The organism is Sphingobium sp. TCM1, from assembly GCF_001650725.1.
In the GTDB taxonomy this organism is placed as follows: Bacteria; Pseudomonadota; Alphaproteobacteria; order Sphingomonadales; family Sphingomonadaceae; genus Sphingobium.
The window spans coordinates 254,872-273,373 of record NZ_LXVX01000038.1 but is presented as its reverse complement, the minus strand read 5'-3'; the positions used below and the strand labels follow the sequence as shown (position 1 = coordinate 273,373).

At 58.3% G+C, this 18,502-nt stretch carries 19 protein-coding genes; 14 read left to right on the top strand and 5 right to left on the bottom strand.

The genetic code is table 11. The features are described from left to right. Nucleotides 1-190: 190 nt before the first annotated feature. Nucleotides 191-364 carry a hypothetical protein gene (locus tag A7Q26_RS25410; protein WP_157102645.1) on the top strand — a complete coding sequence of 58 codons (174 nt, stop codon included), beginning with the start codon at nt 191-193 and terminating at the stop codon, nt 362-364. Further along, the gene (locus A7Q26_RS20555; RefSeq protein WP_066863734.1) at nt 361-573 is read left to right on the top strand and encodes a hypothetical protein; all 213 of its coding nucleotides are present in this window, start codon (nt 361-363) and stop codon (nt 571-573) included. The genes A7Q26_RS25410 and A7Q26_RS20555 overlap by 4 nt, the downstream gene beginning before the upstream one ends. 460 nt (nt 574-1,033) lie before the next feature. Here the strand turns inward: A7Q26_RS20555 and A7Q26_RS20550 are convergent, their stop codons facing one another. Continuing rightward, entirely contained in the window at nt 1,034-1,291 is a 258-nt protein-coding gene (locus A7Q26_RS20550) for a hypothetical protein (RefSeq protein ID WP_084439245.1), read from the bottom strand. A gap of 319 nt (nt 1,292-1,610) precedes the next feature. On the opposite strand from A7Q26_RS20550, the gene A7Q26_RS20545 reads away from it, so the two are divergent. Both A7Q26_RS20545 and A7Q26_RS20540 read left to right on the top strand, forming a co-directional pair. Beyond that, nucleotides 1,611-2,063 (top strand): hypothetical protein, encoded by a 453-nt coding sequence (locus A7Q26_RS20545; protein ID WP_232313882.1) that lies wholly within the window; start codon nt 1,611-1,613, stop codon nt 2,061-2,063. Next, nucleotides 2,060-3,574, top strand: a complete 1,515-nt coding sequence (locus tag A7Q26_RS20540; protein WP_066863729.1) for a HEPN domain-containing protein — start codon at nt 2,060-2,062, stop codon at nt 3,572-3,574. Before A7Q26_RS20545 ends, A7Q26_RS20540 begins: the two co-directional genes overlap by 4 nt. On the opposite strand, the gene A7Q26_RS20535 is transcribed toward A7Q26_RS20540, so the two are convergent. After that, nucleotides 3,571-3,801 (bottom strand): conjugal transfer protein TraD, encoded by a 231-nt coding sequence (locus A7Q26_RS20535; protein ID WP_037517066.1) that lies wholly within the window; start codon nt 3,799-3,801, stop codon nt 3,571-3,573. The two genes, A7Q26_RS20540 and A7Q26_RS20535, sit on opposite strands and share 4 nt — an antisense overlap. A 22-nt stretch (nt 3,802-3,823) precedes the next feature. Continuing rightward, nucleotides 3,824-4,129 carry a conjugal transfer protein TraD gene (locus A7Q26_RS20530; protein WP_066863726.1) on the bottom strand — a complete coding sequence of 102 codons (306 nt, stop codon included), beginning with the start codon at nt 4,127-4,129 and terminating at the stop codon, nt 3,824-3,826. 172 nt (nt 4,130-4,301) lie between these two features. Between A7Q26_RS20530 and traA the strand changes: the two genes are divergently transcribed. The 10 genes from traA to A7Q26_RS20495 all read left to right on the top strand — a co-directional run bounded on the left by traA (nt 4,302) and on the right by A7Q26_RS20495 (nt 16,066). Further along, nucleotides 4,302-7,307: a Ti-type conjugative transfer relaxase TraA gene (gene traA / locus A7Q26_RS20525; RefSeq protein WP_066863723.1), complete on the top strand. Its 3,006-nt coding sequence runs from the start codon at nt 4,302-4,304 to the stop codon at nt 7,305-7,307. A 17-nt stretch (nt 7,308-7,324) separates the two neighbouring features. After that, nucleotides 7,325-8,191: a DUF6118 family protein gene (locus A7Q26_RS26080; protein WP_066863720.1), complete on the top strand. Its 867-nt coding sequence runs from the start codon at nt 7,325-7,327 to the stop codon at nt 8,189-8,191. Further along, a complete protein-coding gene (locus tag A7Q26_RS26260; protein ID WP_332308782.1) occupies nt 8,175-8,345 on the top strand; it encodes a hypothetical protein in 171 nt (56 codons plus the stop codon). Before A7Q26_RS26080 ends, A7Q26_RS26260 begins: the two co-directional genes overlap by 17 nt. Nucleotides 8,346-8,423: 78 nt before the next feature. After that, entirely contained in the window at nt 8,424-9,107 is a 684-nt protein-coding gene (locus A7Q26_RS20510) for a DUF6118 family protein (RefSeq protein WP_232313881.1), read from the top strand. A gap of 462 nt (nt 9,108-9,569) precedes the next feature. Next, nucleotides 9,570-9,743 (top strand): hypothetical protein, encoded by a 174-nt coding sequence (locus tag A7Q26_RS25400; protein ID WP_157102644.1) that lies wholly within the window; start codon nt 9,570-9,572, stop codon nt 9,741-9,743. Nucleotides 9,744-9,855: 112 nt separating this feature from the next. Beyond that, nucleotides 9,856-10,764: a DUF6624 domain-containing protein gene (locus A7Q26_RS20505; protein WP_198163009.1), complete on the top strand. Its 909-nt coding sequence runs from the start codon at nt 9,856-9,858 to the stop codon at nt 10,762-10,764. A gap of 8 nt (nt 10,765-10,772) precedes the next feature. Next, nucleotides 10,773-12,002 carry an HlyD family secretion protein gene (locus A7Q26_RS24905; protein ID WP_084439244.1) on the top strand — a complete coding sequence of 410 codons (1,230 nt, stop codon included), beginning with the start codon at nt 10,773-10,775 and terminating at the stop codon, nt 12,000-12,002. After that, nucleotides 12,003-14,159 (top strand): peptidase domain-containing ABC transporter, encoded by a 2,157-nt coding sequence (locus A7Q26_RS20500; RefSeq protein WP_084439243.1) that lies wholly within the window; start codon nt 12,003-12,005, stop codon nt 14,157-14,159. It begins immediately after the preceding gene. Beyond that, complete coding sequence (locus A7Q26_RS25395; protein WP_198163008.1) at nt 14,125-15,177, top strand: hypothetical protein; 1,053 nt, start codon at nt 14,125-14,127, stop codon at nt 15,175-15,177. Before A7Q26_RS20500 ends, A7Q26_RS25395 begins: the two co-directional genes overlap by 35 nt. A gap of 481 nt (nt 15,178-15,658) precedes the next feature. Continuing rightward, nucleotides 15,659-16,066, top strand: coding sequence for a hypothetical protein (locus tag A7Q26_RS20495; RefSeq protein WP_066863706.1), 408 nt, complete (start codon nt 15,659-15,661; stop codon nt 16,064-16,066). Between the two features lie 58 nt (nt 16,067-16,124). Here A7Q26_RS20495 and A7Q26_RS20490 read toward each other — a convergent pair whose 3' ends face one another. Both A7Q26_RS20490 and A7Q26_RS20485 read right to left on the bottom strand, forming a co-directional pair. Continuing rightward, complete coding sequence (locus A7Q26_RS20490) at nt 16,125-16,910, bottom strand: SDR family oxidoreductase (RefSeq protein ID WP_066863701.1); 786 nt, start codon at nt 16,908-16,910, stop codon at nt 16,125-16,127. A gap of 27 nt (nt 16,911-16,937) precedes the next feature. Then, entirely contained in the window at nt 16,938-18,389 is a 1,452-nt protein-coding gene (locus A7Q26_RS20485) for an aldehyde dehydrogenase family protein (protein ID WP_066863699.1), read from the bottom strand. Between the last annotated feature and the right edge of the window lie 113 nt (nt 18,390-18,502).

Sequence of the window (18,502 nt, the reverse complement as noted above, 5' to 3'; positions counted from 1 at the left end):
CGCCAACTGATCAAAACCAGTCGGCCGACTAAATCCCCGGGATGAAGGGGTCCTTTTTGCACGCCGATCACCCCACGAAGGGGGTGCCTATTGCACGCTGATCCTCACCCTTGAAGCGAAGTATCCGGCGCTGGAGCGGGATCACGACGCATGGCACGACGACGAGGCTCGTGTTGCGCGGGACGATCTGATGACGCTGGCGCGCTTCTGCCGGGATATGAGGGTGGTGAACGGACCAGGCTGGATGGCCGGGCCGGATGCATCGGGTGATTTCAAACCTGAGGAGCGGGCCGAGTATCAACCCGTGATCGAGCAGCGGCGCGACCGCCTTGTGAATCGGCTCAAGGAAATGGAACGGGCATGAGGAACGCGCTGATCGTCTTTCTGGTCGCGATGCTGATCTGGTTCGGTGTCACGATCGTCCGGCTGGAGAACTACCGCTACGCTGCCAGCCTCGGGATGTGCGATCAATACATAGGGCTGTCGCTGCATCGACGGGATGCCTGCCTAAACGGCAAAGAGACGCGGACGAACTGGGTCTACAATCTGCTCTATGGGTTGCGGTTGATTTGAACGGGTAACAGGGCGGCAAGGTGATAGCGGCAAGCGGGTGCGATGACGGTGGCTGTATCTCTGGAGGGTCGAGATGCTCTGTTTCGTATCCCCTGGCTGGAGGGCATCAGCCGCAACGGTTACACTCACATGAACGAACGGCCGAAGTCGGGGCGCTGAAAAGGCGCTTCAAATGACCGCAAGGGGGTGACGGCTGACCGGCAGCTTCTACGTCGTCCACAGTGCCTCATGGACGTGAATGAGCGTCGGCTTCCGGGGACGGAAAATTCGACCCGGAATGACGACAAATGGGCGCACATTTGCCGGTCGGAAAACATCAATTTCGGTCGCTAGCCGCGCGCTCTGGCGCTGATGCTGTGAAAATCGGCACCGAGTGGATACGCCGCCGTAGGCCGTGCTCAACAATCAATCACTGTAGGATCGGCCAGGCGTCTGACAACCGCCGCAAAAGTGTTTTCCGTCAGGAGTTGCCTTGGCCCTTGGGCGCTTCCGGATTTTCGCGTCGCTGCAATTCGTTCTCGACCGCCTCGCGGATGAACAAGGCGAGCCTGCGGTTGCCAACAAGCGCCTCGATACGACGGATCGTGTCGGTAGTTAGCCTGATCGTCGTCGGCTTCATTCCAAGTGGCGGGCGTCCCATCGACTTGTCGCTATCGGGTAGAATCTCAATTTCCAAATCAAACCTATTGACGCCACCGTTTATTTGAATATACGCCATCGTTTAATGATTAAACGATGGCGTATATGATGCACCGGCCTTTCTCGAAGTGCTAGTGCGCGACCGGCATCGCGAATCATGTGGGAGTGCCGGGACCGTTCCGTATCCGCCCCGGCATATCTCGCCCTCTTGCAATGGATGCGGAACGGAGGTGCATATGCTTGTCTCCAAATCCCGCCGCGCCCTGCTGCGCGGATTGGCTTTCGCGCCGGTTGCCGCGTCGGCGATCGCCTCACCCTGGGGTGGCGCACTGGGGGCGCTTCACCAACAGTATGAAGACGAACCCGCGACACTGGAGCGGACGAAAGAGGGCCGAAGCATGAGCCGCTTCCGCTATCACAATGCGGAACGGTGGATGACTACGCTGGAAGCGGATTTCCTCACCGAGCCCCGACTTACAAAGGAAGCGCTGCATCAGGCTGGTTTCGTGACCCAGCAAGCCCTGTGCGCCTATCTACTGGACATGGGCTTTGCCGATGGGTGGAACGCCAGCCACATCAAGCAGGACATCGCCAAGGCACTTGCCTACTCCAATGCGTGCGGCTTTGGCCATGACTGCGCTGACATGGCGCGGCTGGCTGCGGTTCTCTCGCCCTATTGGAAATGGGGCTATCACTACGCTGATTGGGAGGAAAACCGGCCCCGCACGGGCGGCTTCATTCACGCCACGATCACGCCCCTTGTGCGTACCTTGGTGGATCGCGTGCATGATCTGACGGGCCACCCGCGCCCGAAGGGTTGGCAACGTCGCCGACGGGAGGCGCGGTCATGATGCTGCGCACCGACGCCGATCATCTGCCCGCGCCGATCCGGGAGGAACTTCTTCACGTCACGACTATCCTGTTCGAGGCATTCGAGGAGACGACCAAGGGCCGATGCACTGAACATTTCCGGACGGGCCGCATCCTTACCCTGATCCTGCACGGTCCCCATGCTGAAAAAGATTGGGAAGATGTTGCGCCGGGGGAAGCGTTCCGCCTGCTGGCGATCGTCAACTACCCACGCCTTGCCCGCAGCGAACGCGATTGGCGACTGGTGCGTGATCGGCTTCGTCGCGCATGGGAGCATGGCGAAATTACCCGTCCGGTTCGGCTATCTGTGGAGAGCCTTGAGCGGATGAACGGCGCTCTTGTTGAAGGCGTCCCGCATTTCGTCACCATCGCCGAACAGGGAATCGGACTCTACCAGATGGTGGGCTTGCAGTTGAAAGAGCCGCGCCGCCTGCCAGCGCGAGAACGGGCTATCCGGGGTGTGGCTGAGTTTATCCGGTGGCATAATCTCGGAACCGGATTTCTGGCTGGCGCGGCTTTCTATCGGAACCGGGGCGATGCGCCGATGGCGGCGCTGATGTTGCATCAGGCGTGCGAGCATTTCTATCTGTCCGTCTTGTGGTCGATCAGCCTGCACGCGCCGCGCACCCATGCGTTGGATGAACTGCGAGAGGCAGCGGAAGCGCTTGACCCGCGCCTGTGTTCGGCATGGCCGCGCGACAGTCGGTTCGAGCGCCGCGCGTTCGGCTGCATCCGCCGCGCCTATGTCGAAGCGCGCTATGGGCGATCCTACCGCATTTCGGGCGAGGAACTGGCATGGGCATTCGCGCGGGTAGAGATATTGCAGGAACGGGCAGCGTCCGCCGTTGCGGAACATCAAGCCTCACTGGCAGCAAGCCTGCCAGCGCCGATGCTTCCGCCACCCGCCGGGCTGACGGCAGCGATAGCCCTTTACCGGCCCGCTCGCCGCGCAAACATGCTACAACGGACATGGCGGATCGTGCGACTTGCCGCCCCGCCGCAGGGCCGATGGAATCCGCTCGTTCGAGTTCGCCGGTTCTGGCGCTCCGAAAGGCTCATGGACTGGGTTGACCATCTGCCCTTGGCGATTGTCTGCCTGTGCTTCTTCATAGCTGGCGCGGAGGCAACGCTATGGCGTTTAAGGTCCGCGCAAGCCGTCCGCTCCGGACCCGCCGACCTGTCCGCCGTGCTGGACTTCGACGTGCGCGCGGACACGGTGCTTGGCGCGGTGATGGACGTTGCGCAAAGGGCGGGATACCGGGTCAAGGCCAATGAAGACATTTGGACTATGCGGTGGACCGGGGCCTATCGCGCCAAGGCGACGACCTTCGACGCGCTGGCGGACGTTCTCTATGGCTCCGGCCTGTGCCCTGCGATCCGCGAGAGCGTTATCACCGTGCGCTATTGCGACAAGAGCAGCCCGCCCATGGCGGCGATGGTCGAGTATCAGGCACAACCGGACAGCAATGTGCGCTTGTCGGTTTCGCGCTAACCGCCGTCCTGTTCCGCCTCAAACGCCCGCTTGCCTTTGCGCTTCCAGAGGGCAAGCGCGTTGGCGCGTTCTTCACCGCGTAATCTGTCGGCAACGGTGAGAAACGCGCCGTAAAGCGTGGCGCGATCATCATCAGTCAGATCGACTAGCCCCGCCTTAATGACGAGGCCGCCCAGTTCGATTAGGTGCCGCGTGCGTTCGCGGCGTGCGACAGCCCAGTCCCGCATGTCGGTTCGTGCCCTTTGTGCCTCAAGCCGATGTCGCGCCGCCGTCGAGCGGGAGAGTGCCGCTCTGCTGGCCAGAAGGTCCGCCCGCAGACTTTGCGCCTTTGCCGAGAAAGAAGCCTGCGCCCGCCTTGCGCCAGCCCTCCTTTGTAGCGGCGTCTTTCACCGTGACGACATGGAGCAGCGCCCCGGCCAGTATATCGGCTTCAAGTGCGTCGGCCCCGGTCGCCGTCACCAGTTCGCCAAGTTGCCTCACACGCCGTTCCTTGAGCGCCTTTGCCTTGTCGGCGAGGGCTTTGAGTTCCGAATCAAAATCGCGGGGTTTGCGCATCGCAAAGTCTCCATTGAGTGTCGATGGCCCTATGATAAGATGATCCAGCCCGCCGCGCAGTAGAGTCGCCGGGACAGCCTGACACCGCCTAGTCCCGTCCGAGAAATTTTCGAGAAGGGCGCGCTTATACGTCGTGCCGACGTGCGCTTGAGATAGTAAATGGACGATCGTTATGGCGATCTTCCATTTCTCCGTCCAGGTCGTTGGCCGCGCGCAAGGGCGCAGCGCCGTCGCGGCGGCGGCTTATCGTGCTGGCGAACGCTTGCACGACGAGCGCCTCGACCGCGACCATGACTTCACGAACAAGGCGGGCGTCGTCCACTCGGAAATCCTCCTGCCCGAAGGTGCGCCCGAACGCTTCTCGGAGCGCGCGACCCTCTGGAACGAGGTCGAGGCGACCGAGAAGCGCAAGGACGCGCAGCTTGCCCGCGAAGTCGAGTTCGCCATTCCGCGCGAGATGACGCAGGCGCAGGGCATCGCGCTGGCACAGGATTTCGTCCGCGCCGAGTTTGTCGATCGCGGCATGATCGCGGACCTGAATGTGCATTGGGATATCGGCGCGGATAAGCTGGCGAAGCCCCATGCCCATGTCATGCTCACCATGCGGGAGGTAGGCGAGGAAGGTTTCGGGCAGAAGGTCCGCGACTGGAACCGCACGGAATTGGTGGAGCAATGGCGTGAGCGCTGGGCGGATCATGTCAACGCCCGTCTTGCCGAACTGGATATTGATGCCCGCATAGATCACCGATCTTTCGAGGCGCAGGGCATCGACCTTGAGCCGCAAGACAAGATCGGCCCCGCCGCATCGCGCATGGGCGAGCGAGGGCTGGAGTCCGAGCGGATCGAAAATCACCGTGAGATCGCGCAGCGCAATGGCGATCGGATCATCGCTGATCCTTCCGTGGCGCTCAATGCGATCACTCACCATCAGGCGACGTTCACGACGCGCGATCTTGCGATGTTCGTCCACCGGCACAGCGACGGCAAGGATCAGCATGACCGCGCGATGGGCGCCGTGCGCGCCTCGCCCGACATGATCGCCCTGGGCAAGGACGGGCGCGGCGATGATCGGTTTACCAGTCGCGACATGATCGAAACCGAGCAGCGGTTGCAGCGCGCCAGCGAATTGATGGCGGAGCGCGAACGGCATCGCACGAACGAGAAGGCGCGCGAGGCGGCGTTGATCAGCGCGGAAGGGCGCGGATTGTTGTTGTCGGGGGAGCAGCGCGCGGCGTTCGAGCATGTGAACGGTAATCGGGATTTGAGCATCGTCGTGGGCTACGCAGGCACCGGCAAGAGCGCGATGCTGGGCGTGGCGCGGGAGGCGTGGGAGCGATCAGGATTCGAGGTGCGCGGCGTGGCGCTGTCAGGCATCGCGGCGGAGGGGCTGGAGAACGGCTCCGGCATCGCCTCGCGCACCATCGCCAGCATGGAATATGGCTGGGCGCAGGGCCGCGACCTTCTGACCGCCCGCGACGTGCTGGTGATCGATGAGGCGGGCATGGTCGGCACGCGCCAGATGGAGCGCGTGCTATCCCATGCAGCCGACGCCGGGGCCAAGGTCGTGCTGGTCGGCGACGCCGAGCAGTTGCAGGCGATCGAAGCGGGCGCGGCGTTTCGCGCGATCCATGAACGGCATGGCGGCGTCGAGATCACCGAAATCCGCCGCCAGCATGAGGACTGGCAGAAGGACGCGACCCGCCACCTTGCGACCGGCAGGACCGGCGAAGCGATCCGGGCCTATGCCGATCACGGCATGCTCCATGCCGCCGAAACCCGCGAGCAGGCACGCGCGGACCTGATCGACCGTTGGGACGCGGCGCGGCAGGCCGAACCCGACAAAACGCGGATGATCTTTACCCACACCAATGACGAGGTGCGCACGCTCAACGAGATGGCGCGCGATAGGCGGCGCGAGGCGGGCGAACTGGGCGACGACGCCCGCGTGAAGACCGCGAACGGCGACCGGGACTTTGCATCCGGGGATCGCGTCATGTTCCGGCGCAACGAGCGCAGCATGGAAGTGAAGAACGGTACGCTGGGGACCATCGAGCGGGTGAACCAGCAGAGCATGACCGTGCGCACCGATGACGGGCGTTCTGTGTCGTTCGACCTCAAGGACTATCGCGACCTCGACCATGGCTATGCCGCCACGATCCATAAGACGCAGGCCGTCAGCGTCGATCGCACCCATGCGCTCGCCACGCCGGGAATGGATCGGCACGGAACCTATGTCGTCCTCACCCGCCACCGCGACGGCGTGGACTTCCATTATGGGCGGGACGACTTCAACGACGAGTCCCGGCTTGTCCGCACCCTGTCCCGCGAACGCGCCAAGGACATGGCTAGCGATTACGAGCGCCGCGACCCCGCACAGCAATTCGCTGAGCGGCGCGGTATAAGCTTTGGCGAGCGCGTTGCAGGGATCGTCAGACCCGTGGTGGAGAAGGCACGCGGCATCTTCGACGGCTTGCGCCTCTCACTGCCCGGTCAGGATCGCGGGCCGCCGCCCACGCCCGAACGGGGCATGTTCGATGGCCTAGACCTTGGCCGTTTCGTTTCCGCGCCGGTCCATGATCCAGCCCGACAACAGCAGCGCGAGCATGACCCGCAGCCTATGCGCGCGGGCTTGCGCGGCGCTGTCGAGCGCTACGCCAAGGCCGTGGACGCTATCCGGCAGACCCGGGCGCAGGGCATAGATGCCATGCCTCACCAGCGCGAGGCGCTGAAGAAGGCGCGTGAAGCCCTCGACGCGATCCGGCCTGAAGGTTCGACCGATCTGACCAGCGCGTTCCGCAACGGCCCGGAACTTATCCGCGAGGCGGCGAAAGGGCGCGGTCATGACGCTGTGCGGGCGATGCAGGCGGAGGCGGAAATTCGCATCGACCCCTTCCAGCGCGCCGACAGGTTCGTGGAGGGCTGGCAGCAGTTGCAGCGCCAGCATCAGGAGCTTGTGCGCGACGGCAATTTCCGGGCGGCGAAGACCACGGCGCAGCACATGGGCGACATGGCGAAAAGCCTTGAGCGCGACGCCCAGCTTGAATCTGTGCTGGGCCTCCGTAGCCGCGAGCTTGGCCTTGAGGTCGGTCAGGACATGGGCCGCAGCATCGGCCGCGACCTCGCCGCTTCCATCCCCTTCGATCATGGCCGCGACATCAGCCGTGGCATGGAACGCTAGAACAAGGAGAAGTGCATATGGACGAACAATCCCTGTTGAACGGGCCGGAACCCCAACCGCCGACCGGCACGGCGGCGGAGGCGTTCGCGCACCTGGCGGCGCGTGTGGAGGCGCTGGAGCAGCGGCTTGACGGGCGTCTGGCGGTGATCGCCCGCGCGCTTGAGCATATCGCCGTCGAGAGGCAGAGCATCGAGGTTCCCGACTACAATCCCACGCTCACCAAGATCAACGCCGCCATGGCCGAGTTCGCCAGGCATATGAAGGCGTTTTCGCAGTCCGAAGCGCTCAGCATGACCCCGGAGAGCATGGCGGAACGGATCATAGTAGCGGCGGAAGCAGTACGCGAAACAGACAAGGCATCCATCAAGCAGGCGCAGGCGCTTCTGCGCGAGGCCCATGCCGACCAGGCGCGGGCCATCGGTGCTGTCCGCACCAAGGACCGGCAACGCCGGCACTTGGTCTATACCGGCATAGGCACGGCGTTGGCCGTCTCTGTCCTCTGGCTGGCCTATCCGGGATGGGCGGCGAGCCTTGCACCCCAAAGCTGGCACTGGCCCGAACGGGTCGCGGCCCGCACGATGGGGGAGCCATCGCCGTGGGAAGCGGGCATTCGCCTGATGCAGGCCGGCAACCCGGAAGATTGGCAAGCCATCGTAGACGCCGCCGACATGGCGCGCGAGACGGGCGCAGCCAGGCAGCCAGGCAGCCATGCGGGCAATGCAACTGGAAGCGGAAATCCGCATCGACCCGTTCCAGCGTGCCGACCGCTTCATAGAGGGCTGGCAGCAATTGCATCGCGCCCATGGGAAACTGGTGCGCGACGGCAATTTCCGGGCTGCGAAAACCACCGCGCAGCACATGGCGGACATGGCAAAGAGCCTTGAGCGCGACGCCCAGCTTGAATCCGTGCTGGGGCTACGCAGCCGCGAGCTTGGCCTTGAGATCGGCGAGGGTCTCGGCCGCAGCATCGGCCGCGACCTCGCCGCTTCCATCCCCTTCGATCATGGCCGCGACATCAGCCGCGGCATGGAACGCTAGACGAGGAGAGTAGATCATGGACGACCATAGCCTGCCCAACGAGCCGGAATCCGCTCGCAGGCCGGAACGGCGGCAGAGGTGTTCGCGCACCTGGTGGCGCGCGTGGAGACGATGGACGGGCGGCTTGATGGGCGCTTGGCGGTTATCGCCCGCGCCCTTGAGCATATCGCCGTCGAGAAGCAGAGCATCGAGGTTCCCGACTACAACCCGACGCTTGGCCGGATCAATGCCACGTTGGCCGACCTCGCCAAGCGCATAAAGGCGGTCGAGCAATCGGAGGCGTTGCGGATTACGCCGGAGAGCATGGCCGAACGGATCGCGGCGGCGGCGGAAGCGGCGCGCGAGGCCGACAGGATCGCCCTTAAGGAATTGCGGGAGCTTAACCGGCAGACAATTGCCGCCATGAACAGGGTTATCGGCAAGGTTCGCACTAGGCAGGAACAGCGGTGGCATATCCTCTATGCCATCGGCGGCACAATCCTCACCATATCGCTCCTGTGGCTGGTCCATCCGGGATGGGCAGCGAACATCGGCCCGCAAAGCTGGCTCTGGCCCGAACGGGTCGCGCGCCGAACGATGGGCGAGCCGACGCTATGGGATGCGGGCATTCGCATGATGCGAGCTGGAAACCCGGAAGGTTGGCAGGCCATCATTGACGCCGCCGATATGCGTCAGACGAACCGTGACGCAATCGCCGTGTGCGAGATGGCAGCGGAAAAGGCGAAGGAGCCGGTGCGATGCACGATCAAGGTAGGGCGTTAGCCAGTGGAGCGTTTGCTGATAAGCCGCGAAGTTGACCGCCCGCTACGACGCTATTGGGGAGCGTGCACCCGATGGCTTCGCTATACGCCAAGCGGAGACATGGAACCTTTGTCCGAGCTTGTCGTGCAATCGATCAGTTCGCCTAGGTTTTTCGCGCACTCGAATTTAGGCGGTGACAGACACGACACTGCGGTAGCGATCATTACATTCCCGAGTCCAGCCGATAGATGACGAAGAAGGCCAGCCGAGTTTCGACCAACGGGACTGCGAAAGCTCGAAGCCTGTGCGTGGGAATCAGCGATGATCCAGCCCCTGAAGAATCGCTTCTTCCTGCCACTATCACAATTACTTAGCCAAAATATAACGAAGTGCGATCTAGGTTTTTTCGAATTGACCGGAGCGATCATTTGCATAAGCTCCTCTTGCCGCATTCTAGGCGGCGGTCAGATGAGGAGTTGCTAGATGAAACCCGACATCGAACCCAAAGAAGCGTCGTCCGAACAGGCAGAGCGGACCCTCGCCACGCGAACGGCAAGGGAACTGGATTTTAATGAGCTCTGCGAGATTGCCGGTGGGGCAACCTGCTCTACAATCCTCTCCCCTGGCGACCAATGTGACGATTGGGCGCAGCCCTAATCATTCGGAGGGTTCACGACGAGCAGTCGTGAACCCTCTCTTATTCCTCCAATCGGACCGGATGACCATGGTATCCAGAATACGCCTATGGATTGCGATAGCAGTTCTATCAATGGGAAACGAAGGTCTTGCCGCCGTCGACACACCATCAAGGTCATCCGATTGCGAAGAAAACTTTTGCTTCATGGAGCATTTTTACAATTCAGACCCTTTAAGGATTAAGCGCGAACTTGAAGAGCGCAAGAAGATCGCGACTGAAAATGCCATAAGATCATTAAGGTCGTCTGATATTTCGGTTACTGATTTGAAACCCGGTTGTTATGCGGATAGCGAATGCGTTCGCTTGATGTACGCAGACAGGATTTACGACATATACCCGAGTTGGGCAGAGTTACAGTCTGATAACTCAGTCATTAATCTGTATTTTAAGGGATACATGGATGCGGTTGAAGGATTGGAGGCAACCTTTCCAGCAGATCGGAAATTAAAGACGGATAGTTATTTGGACAGACTTGTAGCTCCGGAGCAAATCCTCCGAAACCTGTTTGGAAAAGGAGATCTCTCGGCGGAAACGGGACTCACGCCGAAACAGGTCAAACTCATTAGGACGAAGCTCTTTCTTGAGATTGATAAGAGAGATGCAAAAAATAGAACAGAATTGGATGATTTGATAAAAAGGGTAGGCTTTCCCAAGCAAAGTGAATTTGGTTTTGATGCCGTCAAGAATGCATTCCTTGTTGTCCAGCATTCCAGCGACATAGAGTATCAATATAAAAAGCTGCTGGACATCGAGAAGAATGTCAAAATTGGCGAGTTCCCCGAGCGCTTATACGCCCTTCTTTTTGACAGAGTTCAGCTTGCTCTGACCGGTAAGCAGCGATACGGGACACAATTTTTGTGTCGGGCAGGCAAATACGTCGTCGCCCCGCTTGAGTCACCCGGTACGGTTGACGAGATACGGTCAAAGGCAGGCCTTGGTTCGCTGAGCCAGTATGCCGCTCAGCTACCGCCAGGGTGCTGAATATCGGCATGCGATCCCTCTATAGAGACGAGTATGTAGCCGCTCGCGCCGACGGTTATTCCGGCCAACCTTTGGTCGTCACAAGTGCCGGAAGTTGGAGGGGCACGCTGGCCGTTTGCGGGGTCGCTCTTCTGGCAGCAGCAATTGCATTGATGTTGGACGTCCCAAACACCATCCAGGCTGACGCCTACATTGATGCAATGAGCACCGAGACCCCCATCAAGACAATCAAATCCGGTCAAATATCGAGTATGCGCGTTAGGACTGGCCAGCGCGTTCAGAAGGGCGAGGTCATAGCTGAGATCGACCATATCCTGACCACTCCCGGGGCCGGGCATGACCTGGAGCATACGATCGGCGTGCAACGCGCTCTATATCAACGGATCGAGAACGAAACTCAGCAGAAATCGCAATTACAGCGCGAAGAGATTCGCTCGCAGATCGAACAGATCGAAGCTGCAATACCCTTACTATCAAAAAAAATCGCCCTTCAGGATGAACTGATATCAGTCCTTTCATCGTCGTTGAAGAGATTTGAGGGCCTGACAGAACGAGGATTTGTCACAAAAACGGAACTGGAGAGAAGGCGTTCCGAGTTACTACAGCAGCAGCAAAACCGACTTTCGATTAGCTCAGAATTATCCGATCGCAAAGCTGAACTGGAGCAACTTTCGATCAAGCTCGATCAAGCACAAGTCGATACCTCGATTTCGACAGCAGAGATTTCCCGGCAAATTTCTGACCTCAACAATCGCGAAATTCTTGGAAGTTATGAGAGGCATAGCAAGATAACTTCCCCATCATCTGGAGTTGTATTGCAAGCAATTCATAATGTTGGAGAAACAATCGACTCTGGATCTGTAATAGCTGTTATTGGTCAAGACAATAATGAACTATATATAAGAACATTTTTGCCTCCTACGGCAAAAGGAATAGTAATGGAAGGAAATTCCGTTAATATACGCATAGATTCACTTAAAAGGACGCGATATATACCGATAAGAGGAACCGTTTTGAGTTTAAGTAATATGATTCCTCGCGACGATCTTCCGTTTTCGCCTCTTAGTGCCGATCAGAACAGCCTGATTTGTACTATTAAGCTATCCGAGAATTCTAGAAATATCTTGCGAAAATACAATAAGTTCCATGCCGGAATAACCGGAAATGTTACAATATTCTCCGACAGAAAGAGTTTATTTAGTACTATCTTGGATAAGTTTTTGAAGGCCTCCTCCTGAATGCTTGGAATTTCTGCGCCTCGGCAACCGCCAGTCATTTTGCAGGCGGAAGTTACCGAATGCGGCCTAGCCTGTTTGGCGATGATGGCGTCATATTATGGCCACCAAATGGACATGGCGTCTCTCCGGCGTCTTCATAGCGTCTCGTTGAGAGGGCTGAACCTGCTCAGCCTGATCCGCATTGCTTCCGATCTTAAGCTGGATTCGCGTCCGCTGAGGGTTGAACTTGACCAGTTGCAGGAAATTAGACTTCCCGCGATAATTCACTGGGATTCCAAACATTTTGTTGTCCTATGTCATATTGAGCAGGGGAAAGCCCGGCGATACATCATCAATGACCCAGCCGTTGGACGCTCCATCCTTTCTGAAAGCGATTTTTCTCGCCATTTCACTGGTATTGCGATCGAAATTACACCGTCCCCTGAATTTACGAGAAAGAAGGATGTCGAGAAGGTAAGATTCTGGGAAATCATCCGATTTGGTGATATTTTTACATCTCCATCCCTACAGGTCCTGCTACTGTCCGTATTTTTTCAATTATTTATACTTTCTGTACCAGTAATATTTTCGATAATTATCGACAGCGTTATACCATCCGGCGTCATAAATACATTTCTCTATCTTTCCGCTGCAATTTGTTTGCTGATTTTGATATCGTCTGTCCTGTTTTTTCTAAGAGCAAAGACCATATCCGATTTAACGCATGTGGTCAGCTTGGAGATGTCCACCAAGGTGGTGAGGCATATGTTTTCCTTGCCACTCTCCTGGTTCGAAAAGCGCTACGCAGGAGATATCATCTCTCGCTTTAGTTCCGCTAATTCCATAGCGGATATATTGATGAGAACATCTGTAACTTTCGTCGTCGATGGACTTACCGCTTTCTTATGTCTCATAGCCCTTCTTGCCTTATCAATTAAGGCATTCATTTTTATTGCGGCTATGTTGGCAATTTATATTTCTATACAGATTCTACTTTACGTTAGAATTCGTCGTGCGACTCAAGAGGGGATTATCGCTCAAGCCATCGATCAAAGCATGATCTTGGAAACGATAAGAGGATTCTCGGCTATTAAAGCGCATGGCAACGAAATTGGCAGGTATAGAAAATGGAAGAACTTGAAAATATCGACCGTAAATCGAGGAATTTTGCTTGGTCGTCTAAATGCATTTCGTCAAACGTTCAGCAGAACATTTTCAGATTTAATTGGTGCTATCTGTGTATTAGGAATAGCATATGAGGCAATACTCGGACAAAGGTCGATAGGTGTCCTGTTCGTTACCCTATCGTATCAACAGATATTTTTTCAAAGCATGGTTAGGTTTACGGATGTCTGCTTCGACCTGAAACTAGTTGACCTTCACTTGGAGCGTTTGGCCGATATCTTGCTCTCAGAACCAGAGATTTCGCAAGAGGGTGTTGAACACGCCAGATATGAAGGCAATATTCGGCTGAAAGACATCCATTACGCCTATGGTGCGGGCGAAGGAGAGGTCCTGCGTGGGACGACAATGGAGATCAAGAAGGGGGAGACGGTGGCAATCATCGGAGCCTCGGGGGCAGGAAAAACGACGCTGTTGAAGATCATGGCGGGTCTTCTTCCTCCGGCTTCAGGGGAAATTTGGACAGATGGGTCAACCTTGTCCCCCCGGTCCCTTTCGGCTTGGCGCGCGTCCGTAAGCTATGTCGCGCAGGATGATGTACTTTATACCGGCACGATTGCTGAGAACATTGCGTTCTTCGATGAGCAGATCGACATGGAGCGGGTGAAGGATGCTGCCAAGGCCGCTATCATTCACGAACTGATTATGACCATGCCAATGCGCTACGAAAGTTTCGTGGGAGACATGGGCACGGCCCTTTCAGGCGGGCAAAAGGCGCGGGTGATCCTAGCACGATCTTTGTACAGAAACCCTTCCGTCTTATTTATTGACGAGGGCACTGCTCATTTAGATCAAGAAACCGAGAAGCTGGTCAACGAATCAATCGAGCGCTTGGGCATAACTCGGGTAATCGTAGCGCATCGACCGAGCACGATCATTTCTGCACAACGCATTTTTCGCTTGGAAAATGGCCTCCTATCAGAGGTTTCCACAAAAGATTTTTTACATGCTGAGGTCGATCATGAATCAAATTCTGATATTGACTCAAAGAAATGATCTTCACGCGGCGTGCGTCGCAGCCGCCCTTCAGCAGGCTGGGCATAATTTTTCTCTCCTTCGCGGTGCGGAAGTGCCGTCCTTGTGCACAGCAACCATCCGGATCGACGGCATGCGGGGCAGTAGAACCTCGTTCTCCTCCCAGGAGGGGGGATCGATAGAGGGCAGCTTTGACGTGGTTTGGAACCGGCGCCGCCGAAATCCCATGCTGGCGGAGGGTATTCTGCATCCAAGCGATGAAAGTTTCGCTCGCGCCGAATGGGCTTCATTTGGAAATGCTTTGTGGCCGTTCTTGGCGCAATCAGGCTTGTGGATTAACCCGATAAAGGCCCAAGAAGCCGCGAGTTCAAAATTGCTTCAATTGAGTGTCGCCATTGGCTTGGGTCATAAAGTACCGAATACTCTCGTGACAAACGATCCGCGAGAGATTCGTGATTTTCTTCACCGTCATCCCAATGCCATCTATAAACCTTTCAGGGGAATAGGAGAATGGATCGATGGCCGCTCGGTCGCCTATGAAACTACGAAAATAGATGTCAATGACCTCCCATCCGATACCGTTCAGAAGAACACGATCGGAATATTTCAGGATTATGTTGAAAAGAGTTTTGAGGTTAGGATTCTTATATTTGGACCATATTGCTTCTCACTGAGGATCAATTCATCAGCTACGAAAAATCCCTTGGTGGATTGGCGTAACTATCGACATGGAACAGTTGATATGGAAGCAACTGAAATTCCGGATAGCGTTTATGCCTTCTGCAAGAAATTTATGGACAAACTTGATCTAAAATTCGGAGCTTTCGATTTCATAGTCAATCACGATCATGAATGGGTGTTTCTAGAAGTGAATGAATCTGGCCAATTCCTATTTATGGAGATGGCGGATCAATCACTCAACATTCTCTCGGCGTTTTGTCATTTCCTCTCAAATCCCTATGCAACCGAAAAAGAAATAGAACGTCACGCATCGTATGCAGATATTCTTAAAAGTGAGAGATATAAAGAATTCATTTGATTATCGTTAAATTTATTTACTGAAGTTGTTGTAGTAAAAAGCGAAATTTCGAGTTTATTATAGATGAAACGACGTTCCATTTTAGTCAAGTCATCAATTCGCAATTGAAACAACTATGGGTTGGCTGACGGTCTAGCGCATGCTGCACCGATCCTTCAACGCACTGGTGCGTCCTCCCTCAGATTGCTATCTCCAGCAAGTTACAACAAAGGTGGTCCTGGGAACGCTGGGCTCTCAGGCGATGGCGCGCTACGCTTGGGCAAGCGCCATGTTGAACTGCTGCGCCCCGCCGCACGAAACCTCAGCGTTGGCCTTCGGCCGCCCTTCGGGTCGCTGGGGTGACGGGATTTTCATGTCCCTTTCCCGGGAAACATCGTGCGAAACCGCCATTCCGTGTCCCACCTATCCCCGCCGCGGCATCCAAATCGCCGCGCCAACAAAACGCTTCCAATGTAGGATTTCATTTGCTTCAAACTGTCGGATGACAGTCCCCGACTCGCCCCAGATCATCATTCCATTCACGCCCGTGCCGCTCGCCCGGCAGCGGCATGATGGCTGGACGCGGCGCACGCAGCAGCGTTTCATCGACGCGCTTGGCGCGCTCGGTTCAGTGGGACAGGCGGCGCGCGCCGTCGGCATGACGCGGGCCAGCGCCTATCGGCTGCGCGCGCGCCCAGGCGCGGACAGTTTTGCCGCAGCCTGGGATCAGGCGCTCGACATTGGCCGCGCCCGGATGTTCGACGTCGCCATGACCCGCGCGCTCGACGGGCATACGACCATCCGCATCACGCGCGGCGGAGCCTTCACGCTGGAGCCGGGCGTCGCGCGCCATCTGGTGGCGGCGGCGATCCGGGACGCGCCGCCGCTGCCTGCATCAAAAGCGCCATAAGGTGACAGCGGCCTGGGCGTCTTGCGGTGCCTTTGTCACCTTAAGCCGCTTCTCCGCTTCAGTTGCGCAGCACCCATCCGCCATCGATATTGATCGTCTGCCCGGTGATCCACGCCCCTGCGGGCGAACAGAGCAGCAGCAGCGCGCCGACCAGTTCGTCGGGCTGGCCCTTCATCCGCAGCGGGATACGCATCTTCATCATGTCTACCAGCGGCCCTTCGTCCGGGGTCAGCATCTTGCCCGCGTCGCTCTGGGTCATGCCCGGCGCAATGGCGTTGACCGCGATGCCCTTGGGGCCAAGCTCGGTCGCCAGCGTCGTGGTCAGTCCCAGCATCGCGACCTTGCTGACGCCATAGGCGGTCTGCGCCGGAAAGGCGCCGGCCGACAACTGGTTGACGATGCGCCCGTTCCCGCTTTTTTCAAGAAGGGGCAGGGCGGCGCGGCAGCAATTGACCGCGCCCTGCAAGTTGACCTCCATCAGCCGTCGCCACGCGTCCACCGGCATGTCGAGCAGCGGGGTGCCGACCGATTCCACCATCAGCGCAGCATTATTCACCAATATGTCGACGCCCCCGAATTCCGCCTGTGCCGCCGCGACCATGGCAGCGACGGCTGCAAGATCGGTGATGTCCACCTGAACGGCGATCGCCTTGCCGCCCGCCGCGACGATCTCGTCGGCGACCAGATGGGCGCCCTCGCCATTGATGTCGGCGACAACCACGGCCGCCCCGGCCGCCGCCAGCCCCGTCGCATAGGCGCGGCCGATGTTATTGCCTCGGCCCCCGGCGCCGGTGACGATCGCCACCTTGCCGTCCAGCCGATAGTGTTCGATCGAAAATGTCATGTCGGGTCTTCCTGCTCAGGCTGGATTTCAGGCGATGGTGACGGTCTTGTAGTGCAGGAATTCGTCGATCCCGGCCTTCCCGCCTTCTTTGCCGAATCCGGAAATGCCGATGCCGCCAAAGGGCGTGTGGGCGTTGATCTGGGTCGCGCCGTTGACATAGACGCCGCCCGCATGAAGCCGTTCGGCCAGCCGATGCACGCGTTTCAGGTCATTGGACTGGATATAGGCCGCCAGCCCATATTCGCTGTTGTTGGCGATGGCGACCGCCTCGTCCTCGTCATGGAACTTCATGACGACCAGCGCCGGTCCGAAAATCTCGACCTGCGCAATCTCGCTGTCCGGGTCGGCATCGGCGATGATCGTCGGTTCGACATAATTGCCCTTGGCGAGATCCCCGCCGCAACGAGCGCCGCCCATGAGGAAACGGCCCGATCCTTTCGACCGCACCCGGTCGAACATGCCCAGCACCCGCTCGACCGCCGCGGCGTTGATCAGCGGGCCGACCTGCGTTCCTTCCTCGAACGGATTGCCGACCTTGTAGCGGCTGGCGATCGCCGTCAGCTTTTCGAGCACGGCGTCATAGATATCGGCATGGACCAGCAAGCGCGTCGGCAGCGCGCAGCCCTGGCCGGCCAATATGCCGATCGTCCAGAAGATAGCCCGTTCGCAGGCCGCGTCCACGTCCGCGTCCGGGAACAGAAGGCTGGCCGACTTCCCGCCCAGTTCCATGATCGACGGCTTGATCCGGTCGGCGCAGGCCGACATGATCTTGCGCGCAGTGGTCGGCCCCCCGGTGAAGGTGATGAGACCGACCTTGGAATGCCGCACCAGCGCTTCACCCGCCTCCGCCGTGCCCGGCAGGATCGACAGCACGCCGTCGGGCACGCCTGCTTCCTGTGCCAGCCGCGCGAACAGTTCGGGCGCGAAGGGCGTCAGTTCGGCCGGCTTGACGATCACGCAATTGCCCGCCGCCAGCGCCGGGCCGACCTTCATCCCCAGCGAGATCAGCGGCCCGTTCCAGGTGATGATGATGCCTACGATGCCGATCGGTTCGGGAACGGTGTAGGAAAATTCGCCGCGCGTATCGAGCGTGGAGATCATTTCGCCCGACAGCTTGTCGCACCAGCCCGCATAATAGCGGGTCCAGGCGACCGCTGTGCCGACGCTGCCGGTGCCCATCATCAGCGGCGTGCCGCCATCCAGCGCCGCCATCTTGCCGAATTCCTGCGCATTCGCCTCGATCAGGTCGGCCAGCCGGTTGAGGATGGCGCGCCGCTCTTCCGGCCGGGTGCGGCGCCATTGTTCGCGGACCGATTCGGCCTTGGCGACGGCGCGTTCGATTTCCGCCGGGCCGGCCAGCGGGATGCTCTTCTGCACGGCGCCGGTGACAGGGCTGATATGGTCATGGGTTCCGCCCGAACCGGACGAAAGGCTTTCGTGGCCGATGTGCAGGCTGACGTCGGGGGCTTCCAGATTCATGGCAATTCTCTCCTGGCGCATGACGATGGTCCACGTTCGATTCGGGACTCTCGCATAAGTAAACAGTGGTATACATGGCTTGTCAATTGCGCCTTGCCCTGACATCATCGCCC

Excerpts from the sequence above, each read along its gene's own strand:
- A7Q26_RS25410 (WP_157102645.1), top strand. The coding sequence starts at position 191 with ATGACGCTGGCGCGCTTCTGCCGGGATATGAGGGTGGTGAACGGACCA.
- A7Q26_RS20555 (WP_066863734.1), top strand. The coding sequence starts at position 361 with ATGAGGAACGCGCTGATCGTCTTTCTGGTCGCGATGCTGATCTGGTTC.
- A7Q26_RS20550 (WP_084439245.1), bottom strand. The coding sequence starts at position 1,291 with ATGGCGTATATTCAAATAAACGGTGGCGTCAATAGGTTTGATTTGGAA.
- A7Q26_RS20545 (WP_232313882.1), top strand. The coding sequence starts at position 1,611 with ATGAGCCGCTTCCGCTATCACAATGCGGAACGGTGGATGACTACGCTG.
- A7Q26_RS20540 (WP_066863729.1), top strand. The coding sequence starts at position 2,060 with ATGATGCTGCGCACCGACGCCGATCATCTGCCCGCGCCGATCCGGGAG.
- A7Q26_RS20535 (WP_037517066.1), bottom strand. The coding sequence starts at position 3,801 with ATGCGGGACTGGGCTGTCGCACGCCGCGAACGCACGCGGCACCTAATC.
- A7Q26_RS20530 (WP_066863726.1), bottom strand. The coding sequence starts at position 4,129 with ATGCGCAAACCCCGCGATTTTGATTCGGAACTCAAAGCCCTCGCCGAC.
- traA (WP_066863723.1), top strand. The coding sequence starts at position 4,302 with ATGGCGATCTTCCATTTCTCCGTCCAGGTCGTTGGCCGCGCGCAAGGG.
- A7Q26_RS26080 (WP_066863720.1), top strand. The coding sequence starts at position 7,325 with ATGGACGAACAATCCCTGTTGAACGGGCCGGAACCCCAACCGCCGACC.
- A7Q26_RS26260 (WP_332308782.1), top strand. The coding sequence starts at position 8,175 with ATGGCAAAGAGCCTTGAGCGCGACGCCCAGCTTGAATCCGTGCTGGGG.
- A7Q26_RS25400 (WP_157102644.1), top strand. The coding sequence starts at position 9,570 with ATGAAACCCGACATCGAACCCAAAGAAGCGTCGTCCGAACAGGCAGAG.
- A7Q26_RS20505 (WP_198163009.1), top strand. The coding sequence starts at position 9,856 with ATGGGAAACGAAGGTCTTGCCGCCGTCGACACACCATCAAGGTCATCC.
- A7Q26_RS24905 (WP_084439244.1), top strand. The coding sequence starts at position 10,773 with ATGCGATCCCTCTATAGAGACGAGTATGTAGCCGCTCGCGCCGACGGT.
- A7Q26_RS20500 (WP_084439243.1), top strand. The coding sequence starts at position 12,003 with ATGCTTGGAATTTCTGCGCCTCGGCAACCGCCAGTCATTTTGCAGGCG.
- A7Q26_RS25395 (WP_198163008.1), top strand. The coding sequence starts at position 14,125 with ATGAATCAAATTCTGATATTGACTCAAAGAAATGATCTTCACGCGGCG.
- A7Q26_RS20495 (WP_066863706.1), top strand. The coding sequence starts at position 15,659 with ATGACAGTCCCCGACTCGCCCCAGATCATCATTCCATTCACGCCCGTG.
- A7Q26_RS20490 (WP_066863701.1), bottom strand. The coding sequence starts at position 16,910 with ATGACATTTTCGATCGAACACTATCGGCTGGACGGCAAGGTGGCGATC.
- A7Q26_RS20485 (WP_066863699.1), bottom strand. The coding sequence starts at position 18,389 with ATGAATCTGGAAGCCCCCGACGTCAGCCTGCACATCGGCCACGAAAGC.